Origin of the sequence: Pantoea sp. PNT03 (assembly GCF_014852515.1) — a bacterium.
Taxonomy (GTDB): domain Bacteria; phylum Pseudomonadota; class Gammaproteobacteria; order Enterobacterales; family Enterobacteriaceae; genus Pantoea; species Pantoea leporis.
The window spans coordinates 531,756-554,582 of the sequence record NZ_JACVBT010000003.1; the positions used below are offsets into that span (position 1 = coordinate 531,756).

Annotated in this window: 21 protein-coding genes; 9 read left to right on the top strand and 12 right to left on the bottom strand. The window is 56.1% G+C overall.

Annotated elements, in window-relative coordinates; all coding sequences use genetic code 11:
• Nucleotides 1-63: 63 nt before the first annotated feature.
• The 3 genes from dinF to IB226_RS14185 all read right to left on the bottom strand — a co-directional run bounded on the left by dinF (nucleotide 64) and on the right by IB226_RS14185 (nucleotide 2,611).
• Nucleotides 64-1,386, bottom strand: coding sequence for an MATE family efflux transporter DinF (dinF, locus tag IB226_RS14175; RefSeq protein WP_110868148.1), 1,323 nt, complete (start codon nucleotides 1,384-1,386; stop codon nucleotides 64-66).
• Between the two features lie 136 nt (nucleotides 1,387-1,522).
• Nucleotides 1,523-2,137, bottom strand: coding sequence for a transcriptional repressor LexA (gene lexA, locus IB226_RS14180; RefSeq protein WP_008109941.1), 615 nt, complete (start codon nucleotides 2,135-2,137; stop codon nucleotides 1,523-1,525).
• A 105-nt stretch (nucleotides 2,138-2,242) separates the two neighbouring features.
• Nucleotides 2,243-2,611: a diacylglycerol kinase gene (locus tag IB226_RS14185; protein ID WP_192236009.1), complete on the bottom strand. Its 369-nt coding sequence runs from the start codon at nucleotides 2,609-2,611 to the stop codon at nucleotides 2,243-2,245.
• Between the two features lie 127 nt (nucleotides 2,612-2,738).
• Between IB226_RS14185 and plsB the strand changes: the two genes are divergently transcribed.
• Entirely contained in the window at nucleotides 2,739-5,162 is a 2,424-nt protein-coding gene (plsB, locus tag IB226_RS14190) for a glycerol-3-phosphate 1-O-acyltransferase PlsB (protein WP_110868147.1), read from the top strand.
• Between the two features lie 48 nt (nucleotides 5,163-5,210).
• Here plsB and ubiA read toward each other — a convergent pair whose 3' ends face one another.
• From ubiA to IB226_RS14210, 4 genes are all read right to left on the bottom strand, one after another.
• Nucleotides 5,211-6,095 (bottom strand): 4-hydroxybenzoate octaprenyltransferase, encoded by an 885-nt coding sequence (gene ubiA / locus IB226_RS14195; protein ID WP_192236011.1) that lies wholly within the window; start codon nucleotides 6,093-6,095, stop codon nucleotides 5,211-5,213.
• Between the two features lie 7 nt (nucleotides 6,096-6,102).
• Nucleotides 6,103-6,621 (bottom strand): chorismate lyase, encoded by a 519-nt coding sequence (ubiC, locus tag IB226_RS14200; protein ID WP_137384959.1) that lies wholly within the window; start codon nucleotides 6,619-6,621, stop codon nucleotides 6,103-6,105.
• An 82-nt stretch (nucleotides 6,622-6,703) separates the two neighbouring features.
• Entirely contained in the window at nucleotides 6,704-7,114 is a 411-nt protein-coding gene (psiE, locus tag IB226_RS14205; RefSeq protein WP_061718383.1) for a phosphate-starvation-inducible protein PsiE, read from the bottom strand.
• A 68-nt stretch (nucleotides 7,115-7,182) separates the two neighbouring features.
• Nucleotides 7,183-7,881, bottom strand: a complete 699-nt coding sequence (locus IB226_RS14210) for a UTRA domain-containing protein (RefSeq protein WP_101763074.1) — start codon at nucleotides 7,879-7,881, stop codon at nucleotides 7,183-7,185.
• A 224-nt stretch (nucleotides 7,882-8,105) separates the two neighbouring features.
• On the opposite strand from IB226_RS14210, the gene IB226_RS14215 reads away from it, so the two are divergent.
• The 6 genes from IB226_RS14215 to IB226_RS14240 all read left to right on the top strand — a co-directional run bounded on the left by IB226_RS14215 (nucleotide 8,106) and on the right by IB226_RS14240 (nucleotide 14,357).
• Nucleotides 8,106-9,167: an ABC transporter substrate-binding protein gene (locus IB226_RS14215; protein ID WP_192236013.1), complete on the top strand. Its 1,062-nt coding sequence runs from the start codon at nucleotides 8,106-8,108 to the stop codon at nucleotides 9,165-9,167.
• Nucleotides 9,168-9,177: 10 nt separating this feature from the next.
• A complete protein-coding gene (locus IB226_RS14220) occupies nucleotides 9,178-9,987 on the top strand; it encodes an alkaline phosphatase family protein (protein ID WP_101763076.1) in 810 nt (269 codons plus the stop codon).
• The gene (locus tag IB226_RS14225; RefSeq protein ID WP_101763077.1) at nucleotides 9,987-10,832 is read left to right on the top strand and encodes an ABC transporter permease subunit; all 846 of its coding nucleotides are present in this window, start codon (nucleotides 9,987-9,989) and stop codon (nucleotides 10,830-10,832) included. Before IB226_RS14220 ends, IB226_RS14225 begins: the two co-directional genes overlap by 1 nt.
• 10 nt (nucleotides 10,833-10,842) lie before the next feature.
• Nucleotides 10,843-11,628, top strand: a complete 786-nt coding sequence (locus IB226_RS14230; RefSeq protein WP_101763078.1) for an ABC transporter permease — start codon at nucleotides 10,843-10,845, stop codon at nucleotides 11,626-11,628.
• A gap of 2 nt (nucleotides 11,629-11,630) precedes the next feature.
• Nucleotides 11,631-12,623, top strand: coding sequence for an ABC transporter ATP-binding protein (locus tag IB226_RS14235; RefSeq protein ID WP_192236015.1), 993 nt, complete (start codon nucleotides 11,631-11,633; stop codon nucleotides 12,621-12,623).
• Between the two features lie 108 nt (nucleotides 12,624-12,731).
• Nucleotides 12,732-14,357, top strand: a complete 1,626-nt coding sequence (locus IB226_RS14240; RefSeq protein ID WP_101763080.1) for a Na/Pi cotransporter family protein — start codon at nucleotides 12,732-12,734, stop codon at nucleotides 14,355-14,357.
• Between the two features lie 74 nt (nucleotides 14,358-14,431).
• Here IB226_RS14240 and gntU read toward each other — a convergent pair whose 3' ends face one another.
• The 4 genes from gntU to IB226_RS14260 form a co-directional block, all read right to left on the bottom strand.
• The gene (gene gntU, locus IB226_RS14245) at nucleotides 14,432-15,772 is read right to left on the bottom strand and encodes a gluconate transporter (protein WP_110868139.1); all 1,341 of its coding nucleotides are present in this window, start codon (nucleotides 15,770-15,772) and stop codon (nucleotides 14,432-14,434) included.
• 2 nt (nucleotides 15,773-15,774) lie between these two features.
• Nucleotides 15,775-16,311 (bottom strand): gluconokinase, encoded by a 537-nt coding sequence (gntK, locus tag IB226_RS14250; RefSeq protein ID WP_036621490.1) that lies wholly within the window; start codon nucleotides 16,309-16,311, stop codon nucleotides 15,775-15,777.
• 142 nt (nucleotides 16,312-16,453) lie between these two features.
• Nucleotides 16,454-17,449: a gluconate operon transcriptional repressor GntR gene (gene gntR, locus IB226_RS14255; RefSeq protein WP_192236017.1), complete on the bottom strand. Its 996-nt coding sequence runs from the start codon at nucleotides 17,447-17,449 to the stop codon at nucleotides 16,454-16,456.
• Between the two features lie 138 nt (nucleotides 17,450-17,587).
• Nucleotides 17,588-18,283 carry a pirin family protein gene (locus IB226_RS14260; protein WP_110868138.1) on the bottom strand — a complete coding sequence of 232 codons (696 nt, stop codon included), beginning with the start codon at nucleotides 18,281-18,283 and terminating at the stop codon, nucleotides 17,588-17,590.
• Nucleotides 18,284-18,500: 217 nt separating this feature from the next.
• Between IB226_RS14260 and IB226_RS14265 the strand changes: the two genes are divergently transcribed.
• Both IB226_RS14265 and IB226_RS14270 read left to right on the top strand, forming a co-directional pair.
• Nucleotides 18,501-20,060 carry an AbgT family transporter gene (locus tag IB226_RS14265; RefSeq protein WP_192236019.1) on the top strand — a complete coding sequence of 520 codons (1,560 nt, stop codon included), beginning with the start codon at nucleotides 18,501-18,503 and terminating at the stop codon, nucleotides 20,058-20,060.
• Nucleotides 20,061-20,299: 239 nt separating this feature from the next.
• Nucleotides 20,300-20,791, top strand: coding sequence for a GNAT family N-acetyltransferase (locus tag IB226_RS14270; RefSeq protein ID WP_137384955.1), 492 nt, complete (start codon nucleotides 20,300-20,302; stop codon nucleotides 20,789-20,791).
• Between the two features lie 68 nt (nucleotides 20,792-20,859).
• Here the strand turns inward: IB226_RS14270 and ggt are convergent, their stop codons facing one another.
• Nucleotides 20,860-22,611, bottom strand: a complete 1,752-nt coding sequence (gene ggt, locus IB226_RS14275; RefSeq protein WP_192236021.1) for a gamma-glutamyltransferase — start codon at nucleotides 22,609-22,611, stop codon at nucleotides 20,860-20,862.
• Nucleotides 22,612-22,827 lie beyond the last annotated feature (216 nt).

Here is a 22,827-nt window from a genome sequence, read left to right on the forward strand (position 1 = left end):
GTAGTAGCCGCTTCGCAGTTTGCAGAGAAATACAGATTAATCTGTAGGTTACGTTTCGCTTATTCAGGCGTTGAACCAGCTATCGCGCCGCCAGTGACCACGCCAAATGAGCCACAGCGTCAGTCCGCGTAACGCGAGGAATACCGTCACCGCCAGCCATAAACCGTGATTACCGAGCCACGGCAGCGTGAGCAGCGAGACGCCGTAGCCGATCGCCGCCATCACCATGCTGTTGCGCATCTCACGCCCGCGCGTCGCGCCGATAAACATGCCGTCCAGCAGATAGCACCAGACGCCAACCAGCGGCAGAATCACTTGCCAAATCAGATAGCGGTCGGCCATCTCTCGTAGCGCTTCCAGTGACGTCAACATCGCCACAATCTCCGGACCGGTGAATGCATAAATCAGCGCAAAGATCGCGGCGACGAAGCATGCCTGGCGACAAGCCGCATGCCAAATCAGCAATAGTCGGCTGCGATCTTTGGCCCCAACCGCTTCACCCGAACAGGCTTCAACCGCGTAGGCAAATCCATCCAGCGCGTATGCGGTGAAAGTGAGGAACATCAGCAGCACCGCATTGACTGCCACTACATCCGGCCCAATGCGTGCGCCAAGGATGGTGAGCGACGCGAAGCAGATTTGCAGCATCAAAGAACGCAGCATAATGTCGCGATTGAGGCGGAATAGCCGCGCCGCATCGCCGCGCCAGCTGCTTTTGAGTAAAGCAAAATGGATACCGCGCATCTTTAGCACCCGCGCCACCATCCATAAACCCACGCCCAGCGTGACATATTCTGCCAGCGCGGTAGCCGCCGCCGCTCCGGCGACACCCCAATGCAGTTTGAGCACGAACAGCAGATCCAGCAGGATATTCACCAGGTTGCCGATGATTAGCAGCACCATCGGTGCCCGCGCATACTGCACGCCCAGCAGCCAGCCAAGAATCACCAAATTGGCCAAGGTTGCGGGCGCACTCAGCCAGCGAATCTCAATAAATATTTTCGCCTGTTGCTGCACTTCCGGGCTGCCACCCATTAAAGCTGCCGCCAGGCTGCTGACCGGCGTTCGCAGCACCATAAACAGCGCACCAAAAACCAGCGCAATCAGTAGCGGTTGTGTTAAGGCGCGCGCCAGCGCCGTTTTGTCATTGGCGCCAAATGCCTGAGCGGTGAGTCCGGTGGTGCTCATGCGCAGGAACAGCAGGAGCATAAAGATGAAGCTGGTGGCGGTTGTGCCCACGGCGACGCCACCGAGGTAGATTGGGCTATCGAGATGACCAATAACGGCGGTATCCACCACACCCAGTAATGGGACGGTGATATTTGACAGGATCATCGGCAGCGCTAGCCGCCAGAGCGTTTTATCTGAGGAGGAAAACAGCTGCATTAGCCCATTCCGTTGTGTGCGGTAATCAGCGTAATGGCGCCAGAATGAGCCGCAGAAAGAGTCACAGAGAAGTAAAACAGCAGACTGCGGTCAGCGCAAACACGCACCGCCGCAGTTAAAGTGGATCAGAAACTGATCAGAGCCACTCGCCGTTGCGCACAATCCCGACAGCTAAACCTTCAACGGTTAGCGACTGCTCACGGGTATCCACGACAATCGGCTGAAAATCGGTGTTTTCAGGTAGCAGATGGACAATCGCACCCTGCTTTTTCCAGCGTTTCACTGTGACTTCATCATCAATGCGCGCCACGACAACCTGGCCGTTACGCACTTCCTGCGTTTTGTGTACCGCTAACAGATCGCCATCCATAATGCCGATGTCTTTCATCGACATACCGCTCACGCGCAGCAGGAAATCGGCGCTCGGTTTAAAGAGGTTAGCATCCACCTGATAGTGGGCTTCGATGTGTTCTTGAGCCAGCAAAGGTTCACCGGCAGCGACGCGGCCAATCAGCGGCAGCCCTTCGCTCGGTTCTTCTTCCATCAGCAAACGAATTCCGCGCGATGCGCCGGAAACAATTTCAATTACGCCTTTACGCGCCAGCGCTTTCAGATGCTCTTCGGCAGCATTGGGCGAGCGGAAACCCAGTTGCGCAGCAATTTCCGCACGCGTTGGCGGCATGCCCGTCTGGTTAATATGGTCGCGAATCAGGTCATAGACCTGTTGCTGCCGTGCAGTTAACGCTTTCATCCCGCCCCCTGGTTGTTTATACAGTCGCTGTGAGTATATACAGGTATTCGCGAAATGAAAACCGTAACAGAGGGAAAAATCAGCGGTTTGATGAATCTGGAATCCCTATCTCAAATGCGTCCAGAGCAGCGCGCTCCAGACGAACAGAGCCAGTAAGATAGTCAGCAATACGGCAGCCGATCCCATATCTTTGGCGCGGCCCGCGAGCGGATGTTGCTCCTGCCCGATGCGGTCGACCACCGCTTCGATAGCGCTATTAAGGATCTCAACGATGATAACCAGCACTACCGAGCCAATCATCAGGATGCGGGAAAGGGTATCTACATCCAGCCAGCAAGCTACGAGAATGGCCACCAGCGCGGCAATGGCTTCCTGCCGAAAAGCGGCTTCGTGCTGCCATGCGGCACGCAGGCCCTGCCAGGAATAACCGGCGGCTTTCACTATTCTTACTAAACCGGTGACGTTATTTGCCATGTCTATGGAACCCTTGAACTATTTTGACGTCAATGTGTGGGCAGTATGAGGCGGCAGAGCCACAGACCTTCGCTGCGCTTTCTGGTATGCTTGCCGCGCTTTGCTAACAAGAGGCTTAAAGTTGTCTATGTCAGGTTGGCGTAAACTCTATTACAAATTATTGAATTTACCACTCTCTATTTTGGTAAAAAGTAAGGTCATTCCGACCGATCCTATCTCTGAACATGGGATCGATCCGACACGTCCGGTGATGTATGTTTTGCCTTATGATTCAAAGGCTGACCTGCTCACACTGCGTGCTCAATGCCTGAAACATGATCTGCCCGATCCGCTGGCTCCGCTGGAGATCGATGGCACCCTGCTGCCGCGCCACGTGTTTATTCACGATGGCCCACGCGTAATTCCCTATTTCGTGGCCAATCCCGAATCGGTAAAGCTGTTCCACGATTATCTGGATTTGCACCGCAGCAACCCGCAACTCGATGTGCAAATGCTGCCGGTCGCGGTGATGTTTGGTCGTGCGCCGGGACGTGAAACCTCCGGTGAATCCACGCCACATCTGCGCGTGCTCAATGGCGTGCAGAAGTTCTTCGCCATTTTGTGGCACGGCCGCGACAGCTTTGTTCGCTTCTCGCAAACCGTTTCGTTGCGCCAGATGGCGACCGAGCACGGCACCGATAAGTCGATTGCCCAAAAGCTGGCTCGCGTGGCGCGCATTCATTTTGCCCGCCAACGTCTGGCCGCGGTCGGCCCGCGTCTGCCTGCACGTCAGGATCTCTTCAACAAGCTGTTACAATCCAAAGCGATCGAAAAAGCAGTAGAAGATGAAGCGCGCAGCAAAAAGATTTCGCATGAGAAAGCCCAGCAGAACGCCATCGAAATGATGGAAGAAGTGGCGGCGGACTTCTCTTATGAAGCGATTAAAGTCACTGACCGCGTGATGGGCTGGCTGTGGAGCCGCCTGTATCAGGGCATCAACGTGCATGGCGGTGAGCGCGTGCGTCAGCTGGCGCAGGATGGTCATGAGATTGTGTATGTGCCCTGCCACCGCAGCCACATGGATTACCTGCTGCTCTCCTACGTGCTTTATCATCAAGGCCTGGTGCCGCCGCACATTGCTGCCGGTATTAACCTGAACTTCTGGCCAGCCGGCCCGATTTTCCGTCGTCTGGGCGCCTTCTTTATTCGTCGTACCTTTAAGGGCAACAAACTCTATTCCACCGTGTTCCGTGAATATCTTGGCGAGCTGTTTAGCCGGGGTTACTCCGTGGAATACTTTGTGGAAGGCGGACGTTCGCGTACCGGTCGTTTGCTGGATCCAAAAACCGGCACCCTATCAATGACGCTGCAGGCGATGCTGCGCGGCGGCAGTCGTCCAATCACCTTCGTGCCGATTTACATTGGCTACGAGCATGTGATGGAAGTGGGCACCTACGCCAAAGAGCTGCGGGGTGCGGCCAAAGAGAAAGAGAGCTTCCTGCAGATGGTGCGCGGTTTACGTAAGCTGCGCAACCTGGGACAGGGCTACGTTAACTTCGGTGAACCCCTGCCGTTGATGAACTATCTGAACAAAAACGTGCCCGAATGGCGTGATGCGATTGATCCTATCGAACCGCAACGCCCTGCCTGGATGACGCCCGCCGTGAATGACATTGCGGCGAAGCTGATGGTGCGCATCAACGAAGCCGGTGCAGCCAACGCCATGAACCTGTGCGTCACTGCACTGCTGGCGTCACGTCAGCGTTCACTGACCCGCGAACAGCTGATTGAGCAATTAGAGTGCTACACCCAGCTGCTGCGCAATGTGCCCTATTCGCCAGAAGCCACGGTGCCTGACATGAGCGCCGAAGCGCTGCTTGATCACGCCATGGGCATGAACAAGTTCGAGACCGAGCAAGACAGCATTGGCGACATCATCATCCTGCCGCGCGAGCAGGCGGTGCTGATGACCTACTATCGCAACAACATTCATCACATGTTGGTGATGCCATCGTTGATTGCCGCCATCGTGCAACAACATCGGGAAATCAGCGAAGCAGAGCTGCTGCGTCAGGTTAGCCTGGTATATCCGATGCTAAAGAGCGAGTTGTTCTTGCGCTGGGACAAGGCGGAGTTGCCTGCGCTACTTAACGCACTCTGTGCAGAGATGGCGCGTCAGGGCCTGATCACCTTGCAGGATGGTCAACTAAGAATGACGCCGGCACGTCACCGTTCGCTGCAACTGCTAGCGGCGGGTATTCGTGAGACGCTGCAGCGCTTCGCGATTACCTTCGCTATCCTCAGCGCGAAACCGGCCATCAACCGTGGCACGCTGGAGAAAGAGAGCCGCACGCTGGCTCAACGCCTGTCTGTGCTGCACGGTATCAACGCACCAGAGTTCTTTGATAAAGCAGTGTTTACTGCGCTGGTCCTCACGCTGCGTGATGAAGGATATATCAGTGACAAAGGCGATGCCGATGCCGAACGCAGTCATATGATGTGGCAGATGCTGGCGGAACTGGTGACCAGCGACGTGCGTCTGACGATTGAAAGCGCGGTCACCCACGATTAACGCGGCGATAAGCTAATAAAAAGGCGCACTTCAGTGCGCCTTTTTTGTTTATAACAGATCCGCGAACGGCACGGTGCTGAGCAGAATGCCGAGAAACAGCACCATGCCCACATAGTTGTTATTCAGAAACGCCTGGAAGCAGGGATCGCGCTCGCGCTGGGCAATTAGCTTCTGCTGATGCACAAACAAGCCCGCAGCCAGCAGCAGCGACCAGTAAAACGCCCCATTCAGTTGAAGCATCATGCCCACCAGCGCCATCAAACCGAGCGTTGCCAGCTGCAGTAAACCAATAATCAGTTTGTCGTAACGGCCAAACAGAATCGCCGTCGATTTTACGCCGATCTTCAAATCGTCATCGCGATCGACCATCGCGTACTGCGTGTCATAGGCCACCGTCCAGCAGATGTTCGCCAGGAAAACCAGCCAGCAGGCTAAAGGTAAGGACTCACTAACTGCTGCCCATCCCATCGGAATCGCCCAACCAAACGCTGCGCCGAGCACCACCTGCGGCAGATGCGTGTAGCGCTTCATAAACGGATAAACCCACGCCAGCGCCAGGCCGCCAAACGACAGCAAAATGGTCATGGTGTTCATGGTCAACACCAGCATAAACGCCAGCAAACCGAGACCGGCAAACAGCAGCTTCGCCTCTTTCCCGGATACCGCGCCGCTGGCCAGCGGACGTGACGCCGTGCGCTTGACGTGACCATCGATTTTGCGGTCTGCGTAATCGTTGATCACGCAGCCGGCAGCACGCATCACGATAACGCCGAGCACAAACACCAGCAGCACCGGCAGCGGTGGAATCGCCATGCCGGAGAGCCACAGTGCCCACAGAGTTGGCCACAGCAGTAACACAGTGCCGATGGGTTTATCGATACGCATCAGGCGGCAGTAAGCCTGCCATTTGGTCATGGGTAAGGTGTTTTGCACAGTGGTTTTATCCTTGATCCAGCGCGCGATAGAGCGGCGACGCCGGTAAAAACAGTTCAGTTAACAGCAGCGGCTTGCCCGACAAACGCAGGCGGGAACGGCGTCCCCATAAATCGCCAACCTGACCGGGATCGATAAAATCGCGGCTCAGGGTAGATGAAGAGAATAGATAGCGGCCAAGCGGGCGCGTACCGAGCTGTTGCAGCATCTGCTCGGGGCCGTTCAGCGTGCTTTCTGGCACCACGGTGCGGCCAATCAGCCAGGGTTCGCCATCACCGCACAGCACAATTTCACGTAACCAGAAGCGCGGGTCGGCGGGCAAAAATTCCGCTTCCTCCGAGATCTCTTCAGCGCCAATAAATGCTTCGCGGATCAGTTTTACGGTCACTTGCTGGCAATGCTGCTCGAAGCGACGCGTCATGGAGTCTTCTTCCATTAACCAGTCAAGTAGCGGGGCAGAAAGCTGCGGTGAAGAGGCTGGCAGCCAGTGCAGTGCGCGTAACTGGCGCAGCGCGTCATGCGACATCAGGACATCTCCGGGAAAAAAGTTGCCCTAGTTTAGCGCAGAGGAGAATGCGTGGCACGGCTCGTTGTGCCACGCGATATTATTACTCGCGTTTCAGGCGGTTACTGTTCGCCAACCACAGCGTCACCACCAGAATCAAAATCGCCGCCGAGTAGTAGAGCGTATCGAACGGATTTTTATGGTCGACGATGATCAGGCGGATAATCGCCGTGATGCCGATGTAGATGAAGTAGCGCAGCGGGAAGTGATAGCCCGACTGAAAGTACTTCACAATCAAGGCGATAAATTCGAAGTAGAGGAAATAGATAACGATGCCTTCAATCAGCAGATAGGAAGACGTCTGCTCGCCGGTGCTCAACAGCACGTTGGCCAGATGAATGGTTTCTTTACCGAGGAACACCACCAGAATAATGGCCAGAATGATCAGACCAATATTCAGCACCCACTGCAATGCTAAAGAGATGTACTGCCCAACCCCTGTTTTTATTGTCATTTTTGCGCCTCACGCTCTCAATTACTCACTGGCGCTATCATGCTGTAGTGTGATCAAAATCACAATATTTATACTTCGACATCCACACACAGCGCGTCATAGCGCCAGAACTCGCAGTCGCAATCAATCACGCGCTTGTGCTGATCGCGATTGATGCGGGTGATCAACAAGCCGGGCGTGCCGCTCGCCACGTTGAGCGCAGGCGCAGCGCGCACCGGCAGCGGTCCCGGCAAAATGGTAAAACGCGCGCCGCCGTAGCGAATGCCATAGCGCTGGTCATAAAGATCGGTGAGTGAACGCGTCAGGTCTTCATCCAGCAATCCCGGAAAGAAGGCGGGATTGAGGTAATGCTCGACATACAACACGGCGCGACCATCAATACGGCGCAAACGGCGAATGCGGTAAACCCGATCGCCCTCCAGCAGTTGCAGATGACGCGCGATGGCTAATTGCGCTGGCACTTCGCGCGCCTCCAGCACTTCAGTGCTGGCAATACGGCCTTGCTCAGCGGCCATGGCGTGAAAATGGCTGTGATGAGAGGGGTTGTAGACCAGCCGAGGCGGTGCGAGAAACCAGCCACGACGCAGTTCACGATAGATAATGCCCTGCGCTTCCAGCAAACCCAGCGCCTCACGCAGCGTAATGCGCGTGGTGGAATAGTGTTCGCTTAAGCTACGTTCGGCGGGCAAACGACCACCGGCAAATTCACCGCTTTCAATGCGTTCCCGCAGCCCTGCTGCAATCACATCCGCCGTTTTCGACATCATTTTTCAGCCTCATTTTGGGGCAAATCTGCACTATGACAGTTCGATGACTACAATGTGACAGAGAACAACCCACGCTTTAGCGCGCTGTAACCGCATGTGGATCGTCGCGCCACACCCCGTTTCACCACCATGGTCATAAAACCTTCATCTATTCGGGCTACATTGGCTCGGTTCTTGCTGGACTAGACCAAGAAGTCCCACAACATATACCGGGAGCAATCGAGATGAAAGCGTTTATCGCCTCTGTAGTAGCCAGTGCCGTACTGCTTGCGCTGCCCGCCGCGCAAGCCGCAGATAATGACCTCGCCGCGTTAGAAAAAGCGGCGCGTGCCGAAGGTCAGGTCAACAGCGTCGGCATGCCAGATAGCTGGGCCAACTGGAAAGATACCTGGAGTGACCTCAACAGCAAATATGGCCTGAAGCACAGCGACACCGACATGTCCTCGGCGCAGGAACTGGCAAAATTTGCTGCAGAGAAAGAGAACGCCAGCGCCGATATCGGTGATGTGGGCGCTGCTTTCGGTCCGATTGCCGTCGCTAAAGGCGTGGCGCAACCGTATAAGCCAACGCATTGGGAGCAAATCCCGAGCTGGGCAAAAGATCAGGATGGCAACTGGATGCTGGCGTATACCGGCACCATCGCGTTCCTGGTGGATAAGCAGCAGGTCAAAGATGTGCCGCACAGCTGGGCCGATCTGAAGAAAGGTAAGTATGTGGTCACTATCGGTGACGTCGGCACTGCGGCTCAGGCAGCGAACGGCGTGTTGGCGGCCAGCTATGCATTAGGCGGTGACGAGAAGAATGTGAAACCGGCGTTGAGCTTCTTCGGCGATCTGGCGAAAGAAGGCCGTCTTGGCGTGACCGATCCGGTGATTGCCAACATTGAAAAAGGCGAAATTCAGGTGGCGGTGGTGTGGGACTTTAACGGTCTGAACTACCGCGATCAGATCGACAAAAACCGCTACGAAGTGGTGATCCCTTCCGACGGTTCCGTCACTTCTGGCTACAGCACCGTCATCAATAAATACGCCAAACATCCGAACGCCGCAAAGCTGGCGCGTGAATACATCTTGTCTGATGAAGGCCAGATCAACCTGGCGAAAGGCTATGCGCGCCCGATTCGTGCCGAGCATTTAACTCTGCCCGCCGACGTGCAGGCCAAGCTGCTGCCGCAGTCTGAGTATAAGAATGCCCGTCCAATCAAAGACCAGGCCGCGTGGGATAAAACCTCGAAAATGCTGCCGCGTCTGTGGCAAGAGAACGTCATCATTAATATGAAGCAGTAAGGAGCGAGGGATGAAAACTATCCTGGTGGTGTTGGATGGGCTGAGTAATCAGGTAGCGCAGCACGCAATGGGCTATCTGTTTGCTGAATGCGCGCAGGGCAACGGCCAATATTATACGCTGACTTGCGAACTGCCTTCGCTGTCGCGCCCGCTGTACGAATGCATTCTCACCGGCATTCCACCGGTGCGCAGCGGTATTATTCACAACGGCGTCAGTCGCATGAGTAATCAGCGCAGCATCTTCCATTACGCACGTGCCGCCGGTCTCACCACCGCGGCAGCCGCCTACCACTGGGTGAGTGAGCTCTACAATCAATCCCCGTTCAACGCGGCGCGCGACCGCCACACGGTCGCGCCCGATCTGCCGATTCAGTATGGCCACTTTTACTGGGACGACGGTTATCCGGATTCCCACCTGTTTGAAGATGCAGAAAGCCTACGTTTGCGGCACGATCCCGACTTCCTGCTGATCCACCCGATGAACATTGACGATGCCGGACACAAGCACGGCCTGTCATCGCCGCAGTATCGCAACCGCGCGCGCATGGCCGATGGTTATCTGTCGCAGTGGATGCCGGACTGGCTGGCGGCCGGTTATCAGGTGATTGTCACCGCCGATCACGGCATGAACGATGACCGCTCGCACGGCGGCATTTTGCCGGAAGAGACGCAGGTGCCGCTGTTCGTGTTTGGCAAAGGTTTCTCGCTGCAGCCGGATCTTCAGCCGCAGCAGACCGAACTGTGTGGCATCGTGTGCACCTTGCTCGGCGTCGAACATGACAAACCGCTATGTCGCGCGTTACTGGCGGAGCCGCAGTAATGAAAGGCAAAACGCTCGCCGCGCTATTGCTGCTGCCGTTTGCGCTGTTCTGGGTGGCATTCCAGCTCGCGCCGCTGCTGTGGATTGCCATCAACAGCTTCTGGAGCGACATCAATGAGCGTTGGGGCTTCGACAACTACAGCGATATCCTCACCTCGCCGTTCTATTTGCAGGCGTTTCGCCTGTCGCTGGACATCTCCATCTGGTCGAGCATTTACGGCCTGCTGATCTCACTGGTTGCCGGATATTCGCTGCATCAACTCGGCAGCGGCCGCTTTCAGCGCTTTTTGATGTCATTTACCAACATGACCAGCAACTTCGCCGGCGTACCGCTGGCGTTTGCCTTCGTCATTCTGCTCGGCCTGAACGGTTGTCTGACGCTGCTGCTGCGCCATTACGGCGTGCTGGAAGGCTTTAAGCTGTTTTCGCGTGACGGCATGGTGCTGGTGTACACCTGGTTCCAAATCCCGCTCGGCATTTTGCTGCTTTATCCCGCGTTTGATGGCTTGCGACAGGATTGGCAAGAGTCTGCCGCGCTGCTGGGTGCGGGCCGCTGGCGCTATTGGTGGCACATCGGTTTGCCGATTCTGTTCCCGGCGCTGCTCGGTACTTTCGTGATTTTGCTGGCGAACGCGCTCGGCGCTTACGCCACCATTTACGCGCTCACTACCGGCAACTTTAACGTGGTGCCGGTACGCATTGCCGCGCTGGTCTCTGGCGACATCTCGCTCGATCCCAACACCGGCGGCGCGCTGGCGATGTTGCTGGTGCTGATTATGGCGCTGATTACCGTGGTGCAGCAGTATCTGGTGCGCCGCAGCTATCTCAACGCCAAACCTTCCTGAGGAGCTACACGTGTCGCGCGCGGAAAAATTTTATCATCGCCTGATTGTCTGGCTGCTGCTGGCCATTTTAGCCGCGCCGCTACTGGCGACGTTACTGTACGGCATTTCCACCAGCTGGAGCGACACCATCCTGCCGCAGGGCTTTACGCTGAAGTGGCTCAGCGCGCTGTGGAGCGATGCGCGTTTCCTGACCGCGCTCGGTCATTCACTGCTGGTTTGCTGCGGTGCGCTGTTGTTCTCGCTGGTGCTGGTGCTGCCTGCCATGTTTGTAATCGCTTACTACTATCCGAAACTGGATGCGGTGATGAACGTGCTGATCCTGATGCCCTTCGCCGTGCCGCCGGTGGTGTCGTCGGTCGGGCTGCTGCAACTCTATTCGTCGTCGCCGCTGATGCTGACCGGCACGCCGTGGATTTTGATCGGCTGCTACTTCACCATCGCCTTGCCGTTTATCTATCGCGCCATCTCCAACAATATGCAGGCCATCAACCTGAAAGAGCTGATTGATGCCGCGCAGCTGCTCGGTGCCAGCACCTGGCAGGCGGCGCTGTTTGTGGTGTTGCCGAACCTGCGCAAAGGGGTATTTATCGCGGTGCTGCTCTCCTTCTCCTTCCTGATTGGTGAGTTTGTCTTCGCCAATATGCTGGTCGGCACCCGTTATGAAACCTTGCAGGTTTATCTGTTTAACATGCGCAACGGCAGCGGCCATTTCACCAGCGCGCTGGTGATCTCCTATTTTGCCGTCGTCCTGCTGGTTACCTGGCTGGCGAATGCCCTCAATCCTGAACGAGGCTGACCATGAGTTATCTGAGCGTCACCCAGCTGAACAAAAGCTACGGTCCGACCACCATTTTTGAAAACATCGATTTCAGTGCCGAAGAAGGCGAGTTTGTTACGCTGCTCGGCCCCAGCGGCTGCGGCAAATCGACGCTGCTGCGCTGTATCGCCGGGTTAACCGAAGTGGATAGCGGCAAAGTATTGCTGCAAGGTCAGGATATCGTGCCGCTGACGCCGCAGAAGCGCACCATCGGCATGGTGTTCCAGAGCTACGCGCTGTTCCCCAACATGACGGTTGAGAAGAACGTGGCGTTTGGCCTGAAGATGCAGAAACTGGCGAGCAGCGAGATTCAGAAACGCGTGATGGAGGTACTGGCGCTGGTGGAACTCACCGACTTCGCGCGGCGTTATCCGCATCAGCTCTCTGGCGGACAGTGTCAGCGCGTGGCGCTGGCGCGTTCGCTGGTGACGCGTCCACGCTTGCTGTTGCTGGATGAACCGCTGTCGGCGCTGGATGCGCGCATTCGTCGCCATCTGCGTGAACAGATCCGCAATATTCAGCGCGAGCTGAAACTCACTACCTTGTTTGTCACCCACGATCAGGAAGAGGCGCTGACCATGTCCGATCGCATCGTGCTGATGAATCGGGGAAAGATCGTGCAGAACGGCAACGCGGAAATGCTCTATACCCAACCGGCCGATCTGTTTGCCGCCGGCTTTATCGGCAACTACAACCTGCTGAGCGCGGAACAGGCAACGCAGCTGACCGGACAGGCGTTTAGCGGTCAGGTAGCGATTCGCCCGGAGTCGATCCAGCTGTGCGCGCCGCAGGCGGGCATTCCCGCCACCATCCTCAGCCACAGCTTGCTTGGCAACGTGATTCGCTATCGGGTGCGCGCGCAAAACGTGGAGCTTTCGATTGATGTACTCAACCGCAGCGTGGCAGATTTGCATCCCGCTGGTATGCAGATTGGGCTACAGTTAGAGATGTCGACGTTGCGCCAGGTTGCTTAATTTAAACGAAAAAAGGCGACACAACGCGGCGAAGGTTTTACCGGTTGTGCTCACCGTCAGGCTGGCAATCGGTGTGGTTTGAGCCTGACGGATGAGGAGCCTCTATACGTGTTAACTCTGCTTAATTTACTTTCTGCCGTTGCGCTGCTGGTGTGGGGCACACACATTGTGCGCACCGGCATCATGCGCGTTTACGGTGCCGATCTGCGTCGCGTACTCAGCCGCAGCGTCGAAAAAAAACCGATGGCGTTTCTTGCCGGCATTGGCGTCACGGCGCTGGTGCAGAGCAGTAACGCCACCACGCTGCTGGTTACCTCCTTTGTTGCACAGAATCTGGTCAGCCTGACGCCTGCGCTGGTGGTGGTGCTGGGCGCGGATGTCGGGACCGCGATCATGGCGCGCATCCTGACTTTTGATTTGTCGTGGCTGTCGCCGCTGTTTATCTTCTTTGGCGTGGTGTTCTTTCTCAGCCGCAAGCAAACGCGCATTGGGCAGTTAGGCCGCGCCAGTATTGGGCTTGGCCTGATTCTACTGGCGCTGCAGCTGATTGTCGCGGCCGCCAAACCGATCACCCAGGCGGCGGGCGTTCAGGTGCTGTTCTCGACGCTGACCGGCGATGTGATGCTCGATGCACTGATTGGCGCGGTGTTCGCCATCATCAGTTACTCCAGCCTCGCGGCGGTCCTGATTACCGCCACGCTGACCGCTACCGGTGTCATCTCCTTCAAGGTGGCACTCTGTCTGGTGATTGGTGCCAACCTCGGCAGCGGCCTGCTGGCGATGATCAACGCCAGCGGCTCCAATGCAGCGGGCAAACGCGTTGCGCTCGGCAGCCTGCTGTTTAAGCTGATTGGCAGCATCGCCATTTTGCCGTTCGTCAATGTTGTCGCCGATGTGCTGGATAAGCTGCCAGTCAATGATGAAGAGCTGGTGATCTTCTTCCACGTCTTCTACAACCTGATTCGCTGTTTAGTCATGGTGCCGTTTGCCGATCCAATGGCGCGCCTGTGCCGCCGTATGATTGCCGATGATCCCGAAAACGAAGCCCATCTCAAACCCAAACACCTCGACAGCAGCGCGCTGGATACGCCAGCGTTAGCGCTGGCTAACGCCTCACGCGAAACACTGCGCATCGGTGATGTGGTCGAGCAGATGATTGAGTCATTCAATAAGGTGGTGCATGGCGACCTGCGCGAAGAGCGCGCGGTGCGGCGGCTGGATGATGATGTTGATGTGCTTTACACCGCGATCAAACTCTATCTGGCGCGTATGCCGAAAGAGGATTTGCCGGAGGATGATTCGCGCCGCTGGGCGGAGATCATTGAGATGGCGCTCAACCTGGAGCAGGCGGGCGACATTATCGAACGCATGTGCGCCGACGTAGCGGATAAGTCACTGACCGCGCGCCGTGCCTTCTCTGCCGAAGGACTGGAGGAGCTGCAAACCTTGCAGGAACAGGTGCTGTATAACCTGCGTCTGAGTTTGTCGGTGTTTTTGTCGCACGATGTCACCAGCGCCAAACGCCTGCGCCGATCCAAGCACCGCTTCCGCATCCTGATTCGCCGTTTCTCTCACGCGCACGTCGAGCGCTTGCATCTGCAGAATGTGCAAAGCATTGAGACGAGCTCTTTGCACCTTGGCTTACTGGGCGATATGAAGCGTTTAAATTCGCTGTTCTGCGCCGTGGCGTACACGGTTTTAGATCAGCCGGATGATGAGCGGGAAGAGGATTAAGAAGGTCAGAATCGCGCGATAAATCGCGCCGCTACAAATCGCGTAGCGGCGCAATGTATTGCGCTGGTTTTACATCACGACAGCAAACTAAACGCAATCATGCCAACAATCGCGCCGGTGGTGCCCAAAATGGTTTCCATCAGCGTCCATGTCTTCAGCGTTTCGGCTTCGGTGGCGCCGGTGAAGCGGCCAAACAGCCAGAAACCCGCATCATTCACATGACTGATAATGATCGAGCCGCCGCCGATACAGATCGACAGCGCGGCCAGCTGCGCGCCGCTGTAGTGCAGCGGTTCTATCACCGGCATCACTAAACCGACGGTGGTTAAACACGCCACGGTGGCCGAACCCTGAATCACGCGAATCGCGCCAGAAAGGATGAAGCACGCCAGCGCAATCGGCATACCTGCGCCGGTCAACGCATGTCCTAAAACCGGGCCAACGCCCGAATCCACCAGCACCTGCTTAAACACGCCGCCCGCACCAATCACCAGCAGAATAATGCCCGCCGGTTGCAGCGCGCTGCCGCACACCTGCATCACCTTCTCTTTATCCATGCCCTGACGATAAGCCAGGCCATAAATCGCCACCAGACAGGCCAGCAGAATCGCGGTGAACGGATGGCCGATAAACTCCAGCCACTCATACAGATGGGAACCCGGCGTTGTGAAGCGTGCGCCGATGGTTTTCAGGCCCACCAGCAGCAGCGGGAACAGAATCAGCGCCAGACTAAAGCCAAACGACGGCAGTTTGCCCTCTTCCACTTCCGGCTGATGATCTTCCGGCGGTGCACTAAAGCTGACGTGCTGCGCAATAACGCTGCCAAACAGCGGGCCCGCAATCAGCATGCCCGGAATCGCGGCGCACAGGCCCAGCAGAATCATCCAGCCAAAATCAGCGTGCATCTGCGCGGCCAGCAGCATCGGCGCGGGTCCCGGCAGCAGAAACGCGGCGGACGCCGCAACACCGGCAAACAGCGGGATCACCAGCTTAACTAAATTGCCTTGGGTGCGACGCGCCACGGCGAACGCAATGCTGATCAGCAACACCACCGCCACTTCAAAGAACAGCGGCAACGCACAGATCAAGCCAGCGACGCCCATCGCATAGTGCGCGCGGCTTTCCCCAAAGGTTTTCAACATGCGAATGGCGATCTGATCGACGGCGCCGGTTTCATGCAGGATCTTGCCGAACATCGCGCCTAACGCCACCACAATGGCGAGAAAGCCGAGCGTTCCGCCCATGCCTTTTTCCATAGTTTGTGCGATTTTATCGAGCGGCATGCCGGAGAACAGACCGGCACCAATGGAGACTAACATCAGGGCAACAAAGGCGTGCATACGCGCTTTCATCACCAAAAACAGCAGCAGCAGGACAGAGCCTGCTGCGGTTAACACTAGCGTTGCGGTACTCATGACTAACCCTTGTTGATTGCACCCTCAATGGTCGCAACCGTGGCCGCAACTACCTCATCCAGTGAATGATTGATATCAACCACCAGTACATCGGGCTCATCCGCGCCGGGTTCCTGCAGCGTGGCGAACTGCGTCACCAGCATCTGCGGTTTGAAGAAGTGACCTTTACGCGCTTTCAGGCGGGATTCAATGGTTTCGAAGTCGCCCTGCAGATAGATGAATTTCAGGTTCTCGTTGCCCTGACGCAGGATGTCGCGATAGGACTTTTTCAGCGCCGAACAGACGATGATGGAGATCTCCTGCGTGCGCTGCATGGCAAATGCCGCATCATTCAGCGCCTGCAGCCACGGCTGGCGATCGTTGTCGTCCAGCGGATGGCCATCCGCCATTTTCATGATGTTGCTGCGCGGATGGAGGAAATCCCCATCGAGGAACGCAGTGTTTAACTGATGAGAGACCTGATTGGCGACGGCAGATTTTCCGCTGCCGGAAACGCCCATCAGGATAAAGACGTGGTGCGATGGAGATGGCGTTGTCATTGTTTTGCGCTCCGGCAGTGAATTCTGCCCAATGTTACCGATAACAAATTGAGCTGCCATTGTCAGAGCCCACTGAAAGGCTGGCAACCCTTCTCAGGTGGAAAAGCACGAAAGTGTGAACTGACTCAAATAATCGCCAAAATCAGATGCTGTCACCTTCGGAGATTTCAAAGCCAACATCCAGCGGTTGCGTTAGTGTGCGATCGCCGCCAATGCGCGCCAGCAGCATCGATGCCGATTCCCGTCCCATACGCTCGCGCGGCGTTAACACCGTGGCGAGGCGCGGATTCACCACTTGCGTAATGTCGTGGCCGTGGAAACCGGCAATCGCCATCTGCTGCGGCACGCGTAATCCCTGACGCTGGCACTCAAACATCGCGCCTACCGCGAGGTCATCGTTGGTACAAAACAGGCTGTCAGTTTCCGGATAGCGCTTTTGCGCCTCGCACAGCAGTTGCGCGCCGGCGCTGAAAGAGGAGGCATCTTCCATCATCACGCTGTGTGGCGTGAGCCCCGCTTCGCGCATCGCTTTTTCGTAGCCCTGTTGCTTCTGCAAGGTACGTTCATCAAGGCGCGCGCCGAGGTAAACCGTATGGCGATGGCCTTTTTTCAGAATAGCATGCGTCATCTGCCGCGCGGCTTCGACGTTATCAAAGCCCACCGCCATATCGAGGCACGGCGTGACCGAATCCATCATCTCAATCACTGGAATGCCCGCTACTTCCAGCATGCGCAGCGTGCCCGGCGTATGGGTACGCTCGGTGAGGATCACGCCGTCGATGTTCCAGCCGAGCAGCGATCGCAGCTGTAACTCCTCTTTCTGCGCGTTGTAGCCAAAATGCGCCACCAGCGTTTGGTAACCCGCTTCGTCGGTGACGGCCTCAATGCCGCGCAATACGTCGGCGAAAACCTGGTTGGTTAAGGAAGGCAGCAGCACGCCGATAGCGCGGCTGGTAGCGTTGGAGAGCATATCGGGGGCGCGATTGGGGATGTAACCGAGTTCGTCCAGCGCCACGGCGATTTTGTCGCGCAGCGCCGCAGAGACCTGATCGGGATTGCGCAGGTAGCGACTGACGGTCATTTTTGTGATGCCGACGCGATCGGCAACGTCCTGTAATACCGGTCTTTTCTTCTTCATCGTATGCGCCTGAAATCAGAGATACGACGAGTTTATCATTTTTTTGTCATGCACTGCCTTTGAGGAAAACCTGCGCGATCAATCGCGCCGCTACAAATACGTGCAGATATTGCAGCGGCGCCATTCATTGCGCGACCTTTAAACCGGTGGCAAATCAAACAGCAGAATCTCTGCATCGCTGTCAGCTTTGATGCTCAGCGCGCTTTCATCCCAAATCGCCAGCGCATCGCTGCTGCCAACCTGTTCGCCATTCACGCTCACCAGCCCTTTCACCACCTGAATCCACACGCGACGACCGGCTTCAACTGTCACTTCATCGCTTTCGCCCTCCGCAAAGACCCAGCGCGACAACGTCATGTCCTGAAACACCTTGAGCGATCCGTCACGTTCATCCGGCGTCAGCACAAACTGGCGGCCTTTAACATCATCGAAACGGCGCTGCGCGTAACGCGGCTCAATGCCTTTGCGCTCTGGAATGATCCAGATCTGATACAGGTGCAGCGGATCGGTGGCGCTGGCGTTGTACTCCGAATGTCGCACGCCGGTACCGGCGCTCATGATTTGGAACTCACCGCTCGGAATCTGCTCTTTATTGCCCATGCTGTCCTGATGTTCAACGGTGCCAGACAGCACATAGGTCAGGATTTCCATGTCTTTATGCGGATGGGTGCCGAAACCCTGACCACCATCGATAACATCTTCGTTAATCACGCGCAGTGCCGAGAAGCCCATAAAGTTGGCATCGTGATAATCGGCGAAAGAAAAGGTGTGCCAGCTATCCAGCCAACCGTGATTAGCGTGACCGCGTTCTTCAGCTTTACGTACATAAATCATGTTCAATTCTCCTCAATGTTTTTTACAGTTTGGTACTGCGAAGGATTGATTGATAGCTGAAAAACTTCATCCCTCTGTTCAAAAAAAGTGAATGAAAACAAAAAAACGACCCAGGTTTTACTGATGAGGAAGTGCGAACGAGATTGGTCTTGTAGATAACCCACTACATAACAATGAGCATCACGGACCCTGCAAGCAGGAATAACAAGGAAAAATTATGTCAGAACACATCACTCCACCCGCTAAGCGCCCGATTGAGCGCTTTTTGAATACCGTTGAATGGCTGGGTAATTTATTACCGCATCCGATTACTTTATTTGCCCTGTTTTCACTGTTTATCATTGTTGCGTCTGCCGTTGCCGCAGCGTTTGGCGTCAACGTGATCGATCCCCGCCCAGTTGGCGCGGCAGGACGCGCACCAGACGGTGTGATTCACGTGGTTAGCCTGATGAGTGCCGAAGGTTTGCAACGCATCGTCAGCCATCTGGTCACCAACTTTACCGGCTTTGCGCCGCTCGGCACCGTGTTGGTTGCGCTGCTCGGTGTGGGGATTGCCGAACATTCAGGGCTGCTCTCGGCGGCGATGCGCGCGCTGGTGTTTAACGCACCGAAAAAGCTCATCACCTTCACCATCGTCTTCGCTGGCATTATCTCCAACACCGCTTCTGAGCTGGGCTATGTGGTGCTGATTCCGCTGGCCGCGATGATTTTCCACTCATTGGGCCGTCATCCCCTGGCGGGCCTGGCCGCGGCGTTTGCCGGGGTTTCTGGCGGCTACAGCGCCAACTTACTGCTTGGCACCATCGATCCGCTGCTCTCGGGCATTACCCAAAGCGCCGCGCAGATTATCGATCCTGACTACCATGTTGGCCCGGAAGTGAACTGGTACTTTATGTTTGTCAGTACCTTCGTGATTGCCATTCTTGGCACCTGGATCACCAACAGCATCGTCGAACCTAAACTGGGCAAATATCACGACAGCGAAGGTGATGCGGTGCGAGGCGATATGGGCGCGCTGACGACGCAAGAACGTCGGGCGTTGAAAGGCGCGGGCTGGGCGGTTCTTGGCGTTACGCTGCTGCTGATCCTGACCGTGATTCCGGGCTACGGCGTGTTACTCAACCCGAAAACCGGCACGCTGGCGGGTTCACCGTTCCTGAAGGGCATCGTGGTGTTTATCTTTGTCTTCTTCGCTATTCCCGGCATGGTATATGGCCGCCTGATCGGCAATATGCGCAACGATCGCGACGTCATTAACGCCATGTCCGCCAGTATGAGCAGCATGGGCATGTATATCGTGCTGGTGTTCTTTGCTGCGCAGTTCGTGGCGTTTTTTAACTGGAGCAATTTCGGCACCGTGGTGGCAGTGAAAGGCGCTAATCTGCTGGCATCAATCGATATGGGCGCGCCGCTGCTATTTGTCTGCTTCATCATGATCTGCGGCTTTATCAACCTGATGATTGGCTCCGCCTCGGCGCAATGGGCGGTGACCGCACCGATCTTTGTCCCGATGCTGATGCTGGTCGGCTTTGCGCCCGAAGTGATTCAGGCGGCATATCGCATCGGTGATTCGGTGACCAACGTGATTACACCCATGATGAGTTACTTTGGCCTGATTATGGCGGTGGCGGCGCGTTATCGACGCGACATGGGCATCGGTACGCTGGTGGCGATGATGTTGCCGTATTCGGTGGTGTTTATGATTGGCTGGACGCTGCTGTTTGTGCTTTGGGTGTTTGTCTTCAATCTGCCGGTCGGGCCCGGTGCGGCAACCTGATACACGCTGTAAAGGCAAAAAAAAAGCCAGCACCCGAGCTGGCTAAATAATACCTGGAAGCAATGTGAGCAATGTCGTGCTTACCCGGTTGTCAGGAGACGTTTCCGAGCTCGCATGGCAATAATAATCATTATCATTCGCGTCTGTAAAGCCCTTTTGCGAATTATTTTGCATTGACGAAGAGCGAGAATTCCTTGATGTTAAAGGGGATTTTATCCATTTTGCACAAGGAGTCGCTCATGAGTCAGATCGTTGTTCGTCACGCTATTCCCGAAGATGCTGCTGCTTTAACGCGCATGTACAGTCAGCCTGAACCGCAGGCCAACACGCTGCATCTGCCGTACCAATCGCCGACGCTGTGGCAGGACCGCCTCAGTAATCTGCGTCCGGGTGTGCATATGCTAGTAGCGTGCATTGACGATCAGATTGCCGGGCAACTCACGGTGGAAGTGCTGTCGGTGGCGCGCCGTCGCCATACCGCGACCTTTGGCATGGGCGTCGATTCTGCTTTTCATCGGCGCGGCGTCGGTAAAGCGCTGATGTCAGCGATGATTGATTTGTGCGACAACTGGCTGCAGGTGACGCGCATTGAGCTGACGGTGTTCGCCGATAATCATAAAGCGCTTGGCCTGTATCAGCAGTTTGGCTTTGAGATCGAAGGCACCGCACGTCGTCACGCCATGCGCGACGGCGAAATGGTGGATACGCACTATATGGCGCGCTTGAAATAACCTTTGAAATCGCGCCGCTACAAAGACGTGCACATACCGTAGCGGCGCAATTTATTGCGCATTAGCGATCAATAACCTGCGCTTAAATCATCCACTGAACGCGGATCCGATGCGCCATAACGCGTGCCGTCCGGCCCAATCATAATGCTCTGCGTGCTGCCCATCGCGGGCATCACTTTCACATGCTGGCCTTTGGCTTCCAGCAGGCGCAACGTATCCGGGCTGAAGCCTTTTTCCACGCGCAGCTGATCGGGCAACCATTGATGATGGAAGCGCGGTGCGTTGGTCGCTTCCGCTACGTTCATGCCGAAATCGATGCTGTTCACCACCATTTGCAGCACGGTGGTGATAATACGGCTGCCGCCTGGGCTACCGGTAACCAGCCAGGTTTTACCGTCTTTTGCCACAATAGTAGGCGACATTGATGACAGCGGACGTTTAGCCGGTTGCACCGCATTCGCCTCGCCGCCGACTAAGCCGTAGACGTTTGGCGTACCCGGTTTGGCCGAGAAATCATCCATTTCATTGTTCATCAAGATGCCGCTTTGTCCGGCGACAATGCCGCTGCCGAAGTAAGTATTCAGCGTGTAAGTCACCGCGACCGCGTTGCCATCTTTATCCACCACCGAGAAGTGCGTGGTTTGATTGCTTTCATACGGCGCCAGTTTGCCCGGCTTGATCTCGCTGGATGGACGCGCTTTATTGACGTCAATCTGCTGCGCCAGGGTTTTGGCGTAGGCTTTGCTGGTCAGCGCCTGCTGCGGCACTTTGACGAAATCAGGATCGCCAAGGTATTCGGAACGGTCGGCGTAAGCGTATTTTTCCGCTTCCGCCATCACCTGCATCGCATCCGCGCTACCAAAGCCGAATTTTGCCAGGTCGAAGTTTTCCAGGATATTGAGGATCTGCACGATGTGAATCCCGCCGGACGATGGCGGCGGCATGGAGAACACTTCATAGCCGCGATAGGTGCCGCTCACCGGTTTACGTTCCACCGCGCGATAGGCCGCCAGATCCGGCTTGCCGATCAGGCCGCCGTGCTGCGCCATTTCACCGGCAATTTCATCAGCGATTTTGCCTTTGTAGAACGCATCCGGCCCTTGCTGGGCGATCAGCTGCAGGCTACGCGCGAGGTTTTTCTGCACCAGACGTTCGCCCTTCTGATACGGCTTACCGTCGGCTTTGTAGAAAATCGCGCGGCTGTTGTCGTGGTTGATCAGCGTCTCTTTGCCGTAGGTGGCGAGATCGTCGGCCAGCGCATCGTTCACTACGATACCGTCACGCGCCAGTTTGATAGCAGGCGCCAGTAATGTGCTCAGCGGCAAGGTGCCGTATTTCTGCGCCGCGAGCGCAAAACCGGCCACGGTGCCCGGCGTACCTGAGGCTAAATGAGAAGTGAGTGACAACTTACTATCAGCGTTGCCCTGCTTATCAAGGAACATATCGCGTGACGCGCGCGCCGGTGCCATTTCGCGGAAGTCGATGGCGGTGGTGCGTCCGGATGCAGTGCGTAGCAGCATAAAGCCCCCGCCGCCGAGATTACCGGCCTGCGGATGCGTCACCGCCAGCGCGAAACCCACCGCAACCGCCGCATCCACCGCGTTACCGCCCTGCTTAAGAATATCGACGCCGACTTCTGTCGCCATCGCATCCACCGATGCCACCATGCCATGTTTGGCTTTTACCGGGTGAAAGGTATCACTATCAACGCCATACGAAACCGGCGGCGCGTTGGCGGGCGCAGCGTGTGCGCCTTGCACCACGGTAAAACTCATCAATAATGCCCAGCCGAACTGACGCACGTTGCCCTGTATCCTCATCTGCCACCATCCTTTTAAAGTTATTTATACCCTTCATACTTCAAGGTGCAGATGCGTTGGCTGCTCTCGTTCACCCGAATCACTTACTGATGTAAGCTCATCGGACTCTCTCGTTTGCCGCCTTCCTGCGCCTCGAATTATTATGGGTATCCATTTGTTATTTATTGATGCAAGTGTTTGCAAACACGGTAAAAAGCGTAGCAGTAAGCTAAATTC

Coding starts and splice junctions, on each gene's coding strand:
- dinF (WP_110868148.1), bottom strand. CDS start 1,386: ATGCAGCTGTTTTCCTCCTCAGATAAAACGCTCTGGCGGCTAGCGCTG.
- IB226_RS14215 (WP_192236013.1), top strand. CDS start 8,106: ATGAAAGCGTTTATCGCCTCTGTAGTAGCCAGTGCCGTACTGCTTGCG.
- psiE (WP_061718383.1), bottom strand. CDS start 7,114: ATGACAATAAAAACAGGGGTTGGGCAGTACATCTCTTTAGCATTGCAG.
- plsB (WP_110868147.1), top strand. CDS start 2,739: ATGTCAGGTTGGCGTAAACTCTATTACAAATTATTGAATTTACCACTC.
- IB226_RS14225 (WP_101763077.1), top strand. CDS start 9,987: ATGAAAGGCAAAACGCTCGCCGCGCTATTGCTGCTGCCGTTTGCGCTG.
- IB226_RS14260 (WP_110868138.1), bottom strand. CDS start 18,283: ATGATTTATGTACGTAAAGCTGAAGAACGCGGTCACGCTAATCACGGT.
- gntK (WP_036621490.1), bottom strand. CDS start 16,311: ATGACAACGCCATCTCCATCGCACCACGTCTTTATCCTGATGGGCGTT.
- IB226_RS14210 (WP_101763074.1), bottom strand. CDS start 7,881: ATGATGTCGAAAACGGCGGATGTGATTGCAGCAGGGCTGCGGGAACGC.
- IB226_RS14220 (WP_101763076.1), top strand. CDS start 9,178: ATGAAAACTATCCTGGTGGTGTTGGATGGGCTGAGTAATCAGGTAGCG.
- gntR (WP_192236017.1), bottom strand. CDS start 17,449: ATGAAGAAGAAAAGACCGGTATTACAGGACGTTGCCGATCGCGTCGGC.
- IB226_RS14270 (WP_137384955.1), top strand. CDS start 20,300: ATGAGTCAGATCGTTGTTCGTCACGCTATTCCCGAAGATGCTGCTGCT.
- lexA (WP_008109941.1), bottom strand. CDS start 2,137: ATGAAAGCGTTAACTGCACGGCAGCAACAGGTCTATGACCTGATTCGC.
- IB226_RS14235 (WP_192236015.1), top strand. CDS start 11,631: ATGAGTTATCTGAGCGTCACCCAGCTGAACAAAAGCTACGGTCCGACC.
- gntU (WP_110868139.1), bottom strand. CDS start 15,772: ATGAGTACCGCAACGCTAGTGTTAACCGCAGCAGGCTCTGTCCTGCTG.
- IB226_RS14265 (WP_192236019.1), top strand. CDS start 18,501: ATGTCAGAACACATCACTCCACCCGCTAAGCGCCCGATTGAGCGCTTT.
- ubiC (WP_137384959.1), bottom strand. CDS start 6,621: ATGTCGCATGACGCGCTGCGCCAGTTACGCGCACTGCACTGGCTGCCA.
- ggt (WP_192236021.1), bottom strand. CDS start 22,611: ATGAGGATACAGGGCAACGTGCGTCAGTTCGGCTGGGCATTATTGATG.
- IB226_RS14185 (WP_192236009.1), bottom strand. CDS start 2,611: ATGGCAAATAACGTCACCGGTTTAGTAAGAATAGTGAAAGCCGCCGGT.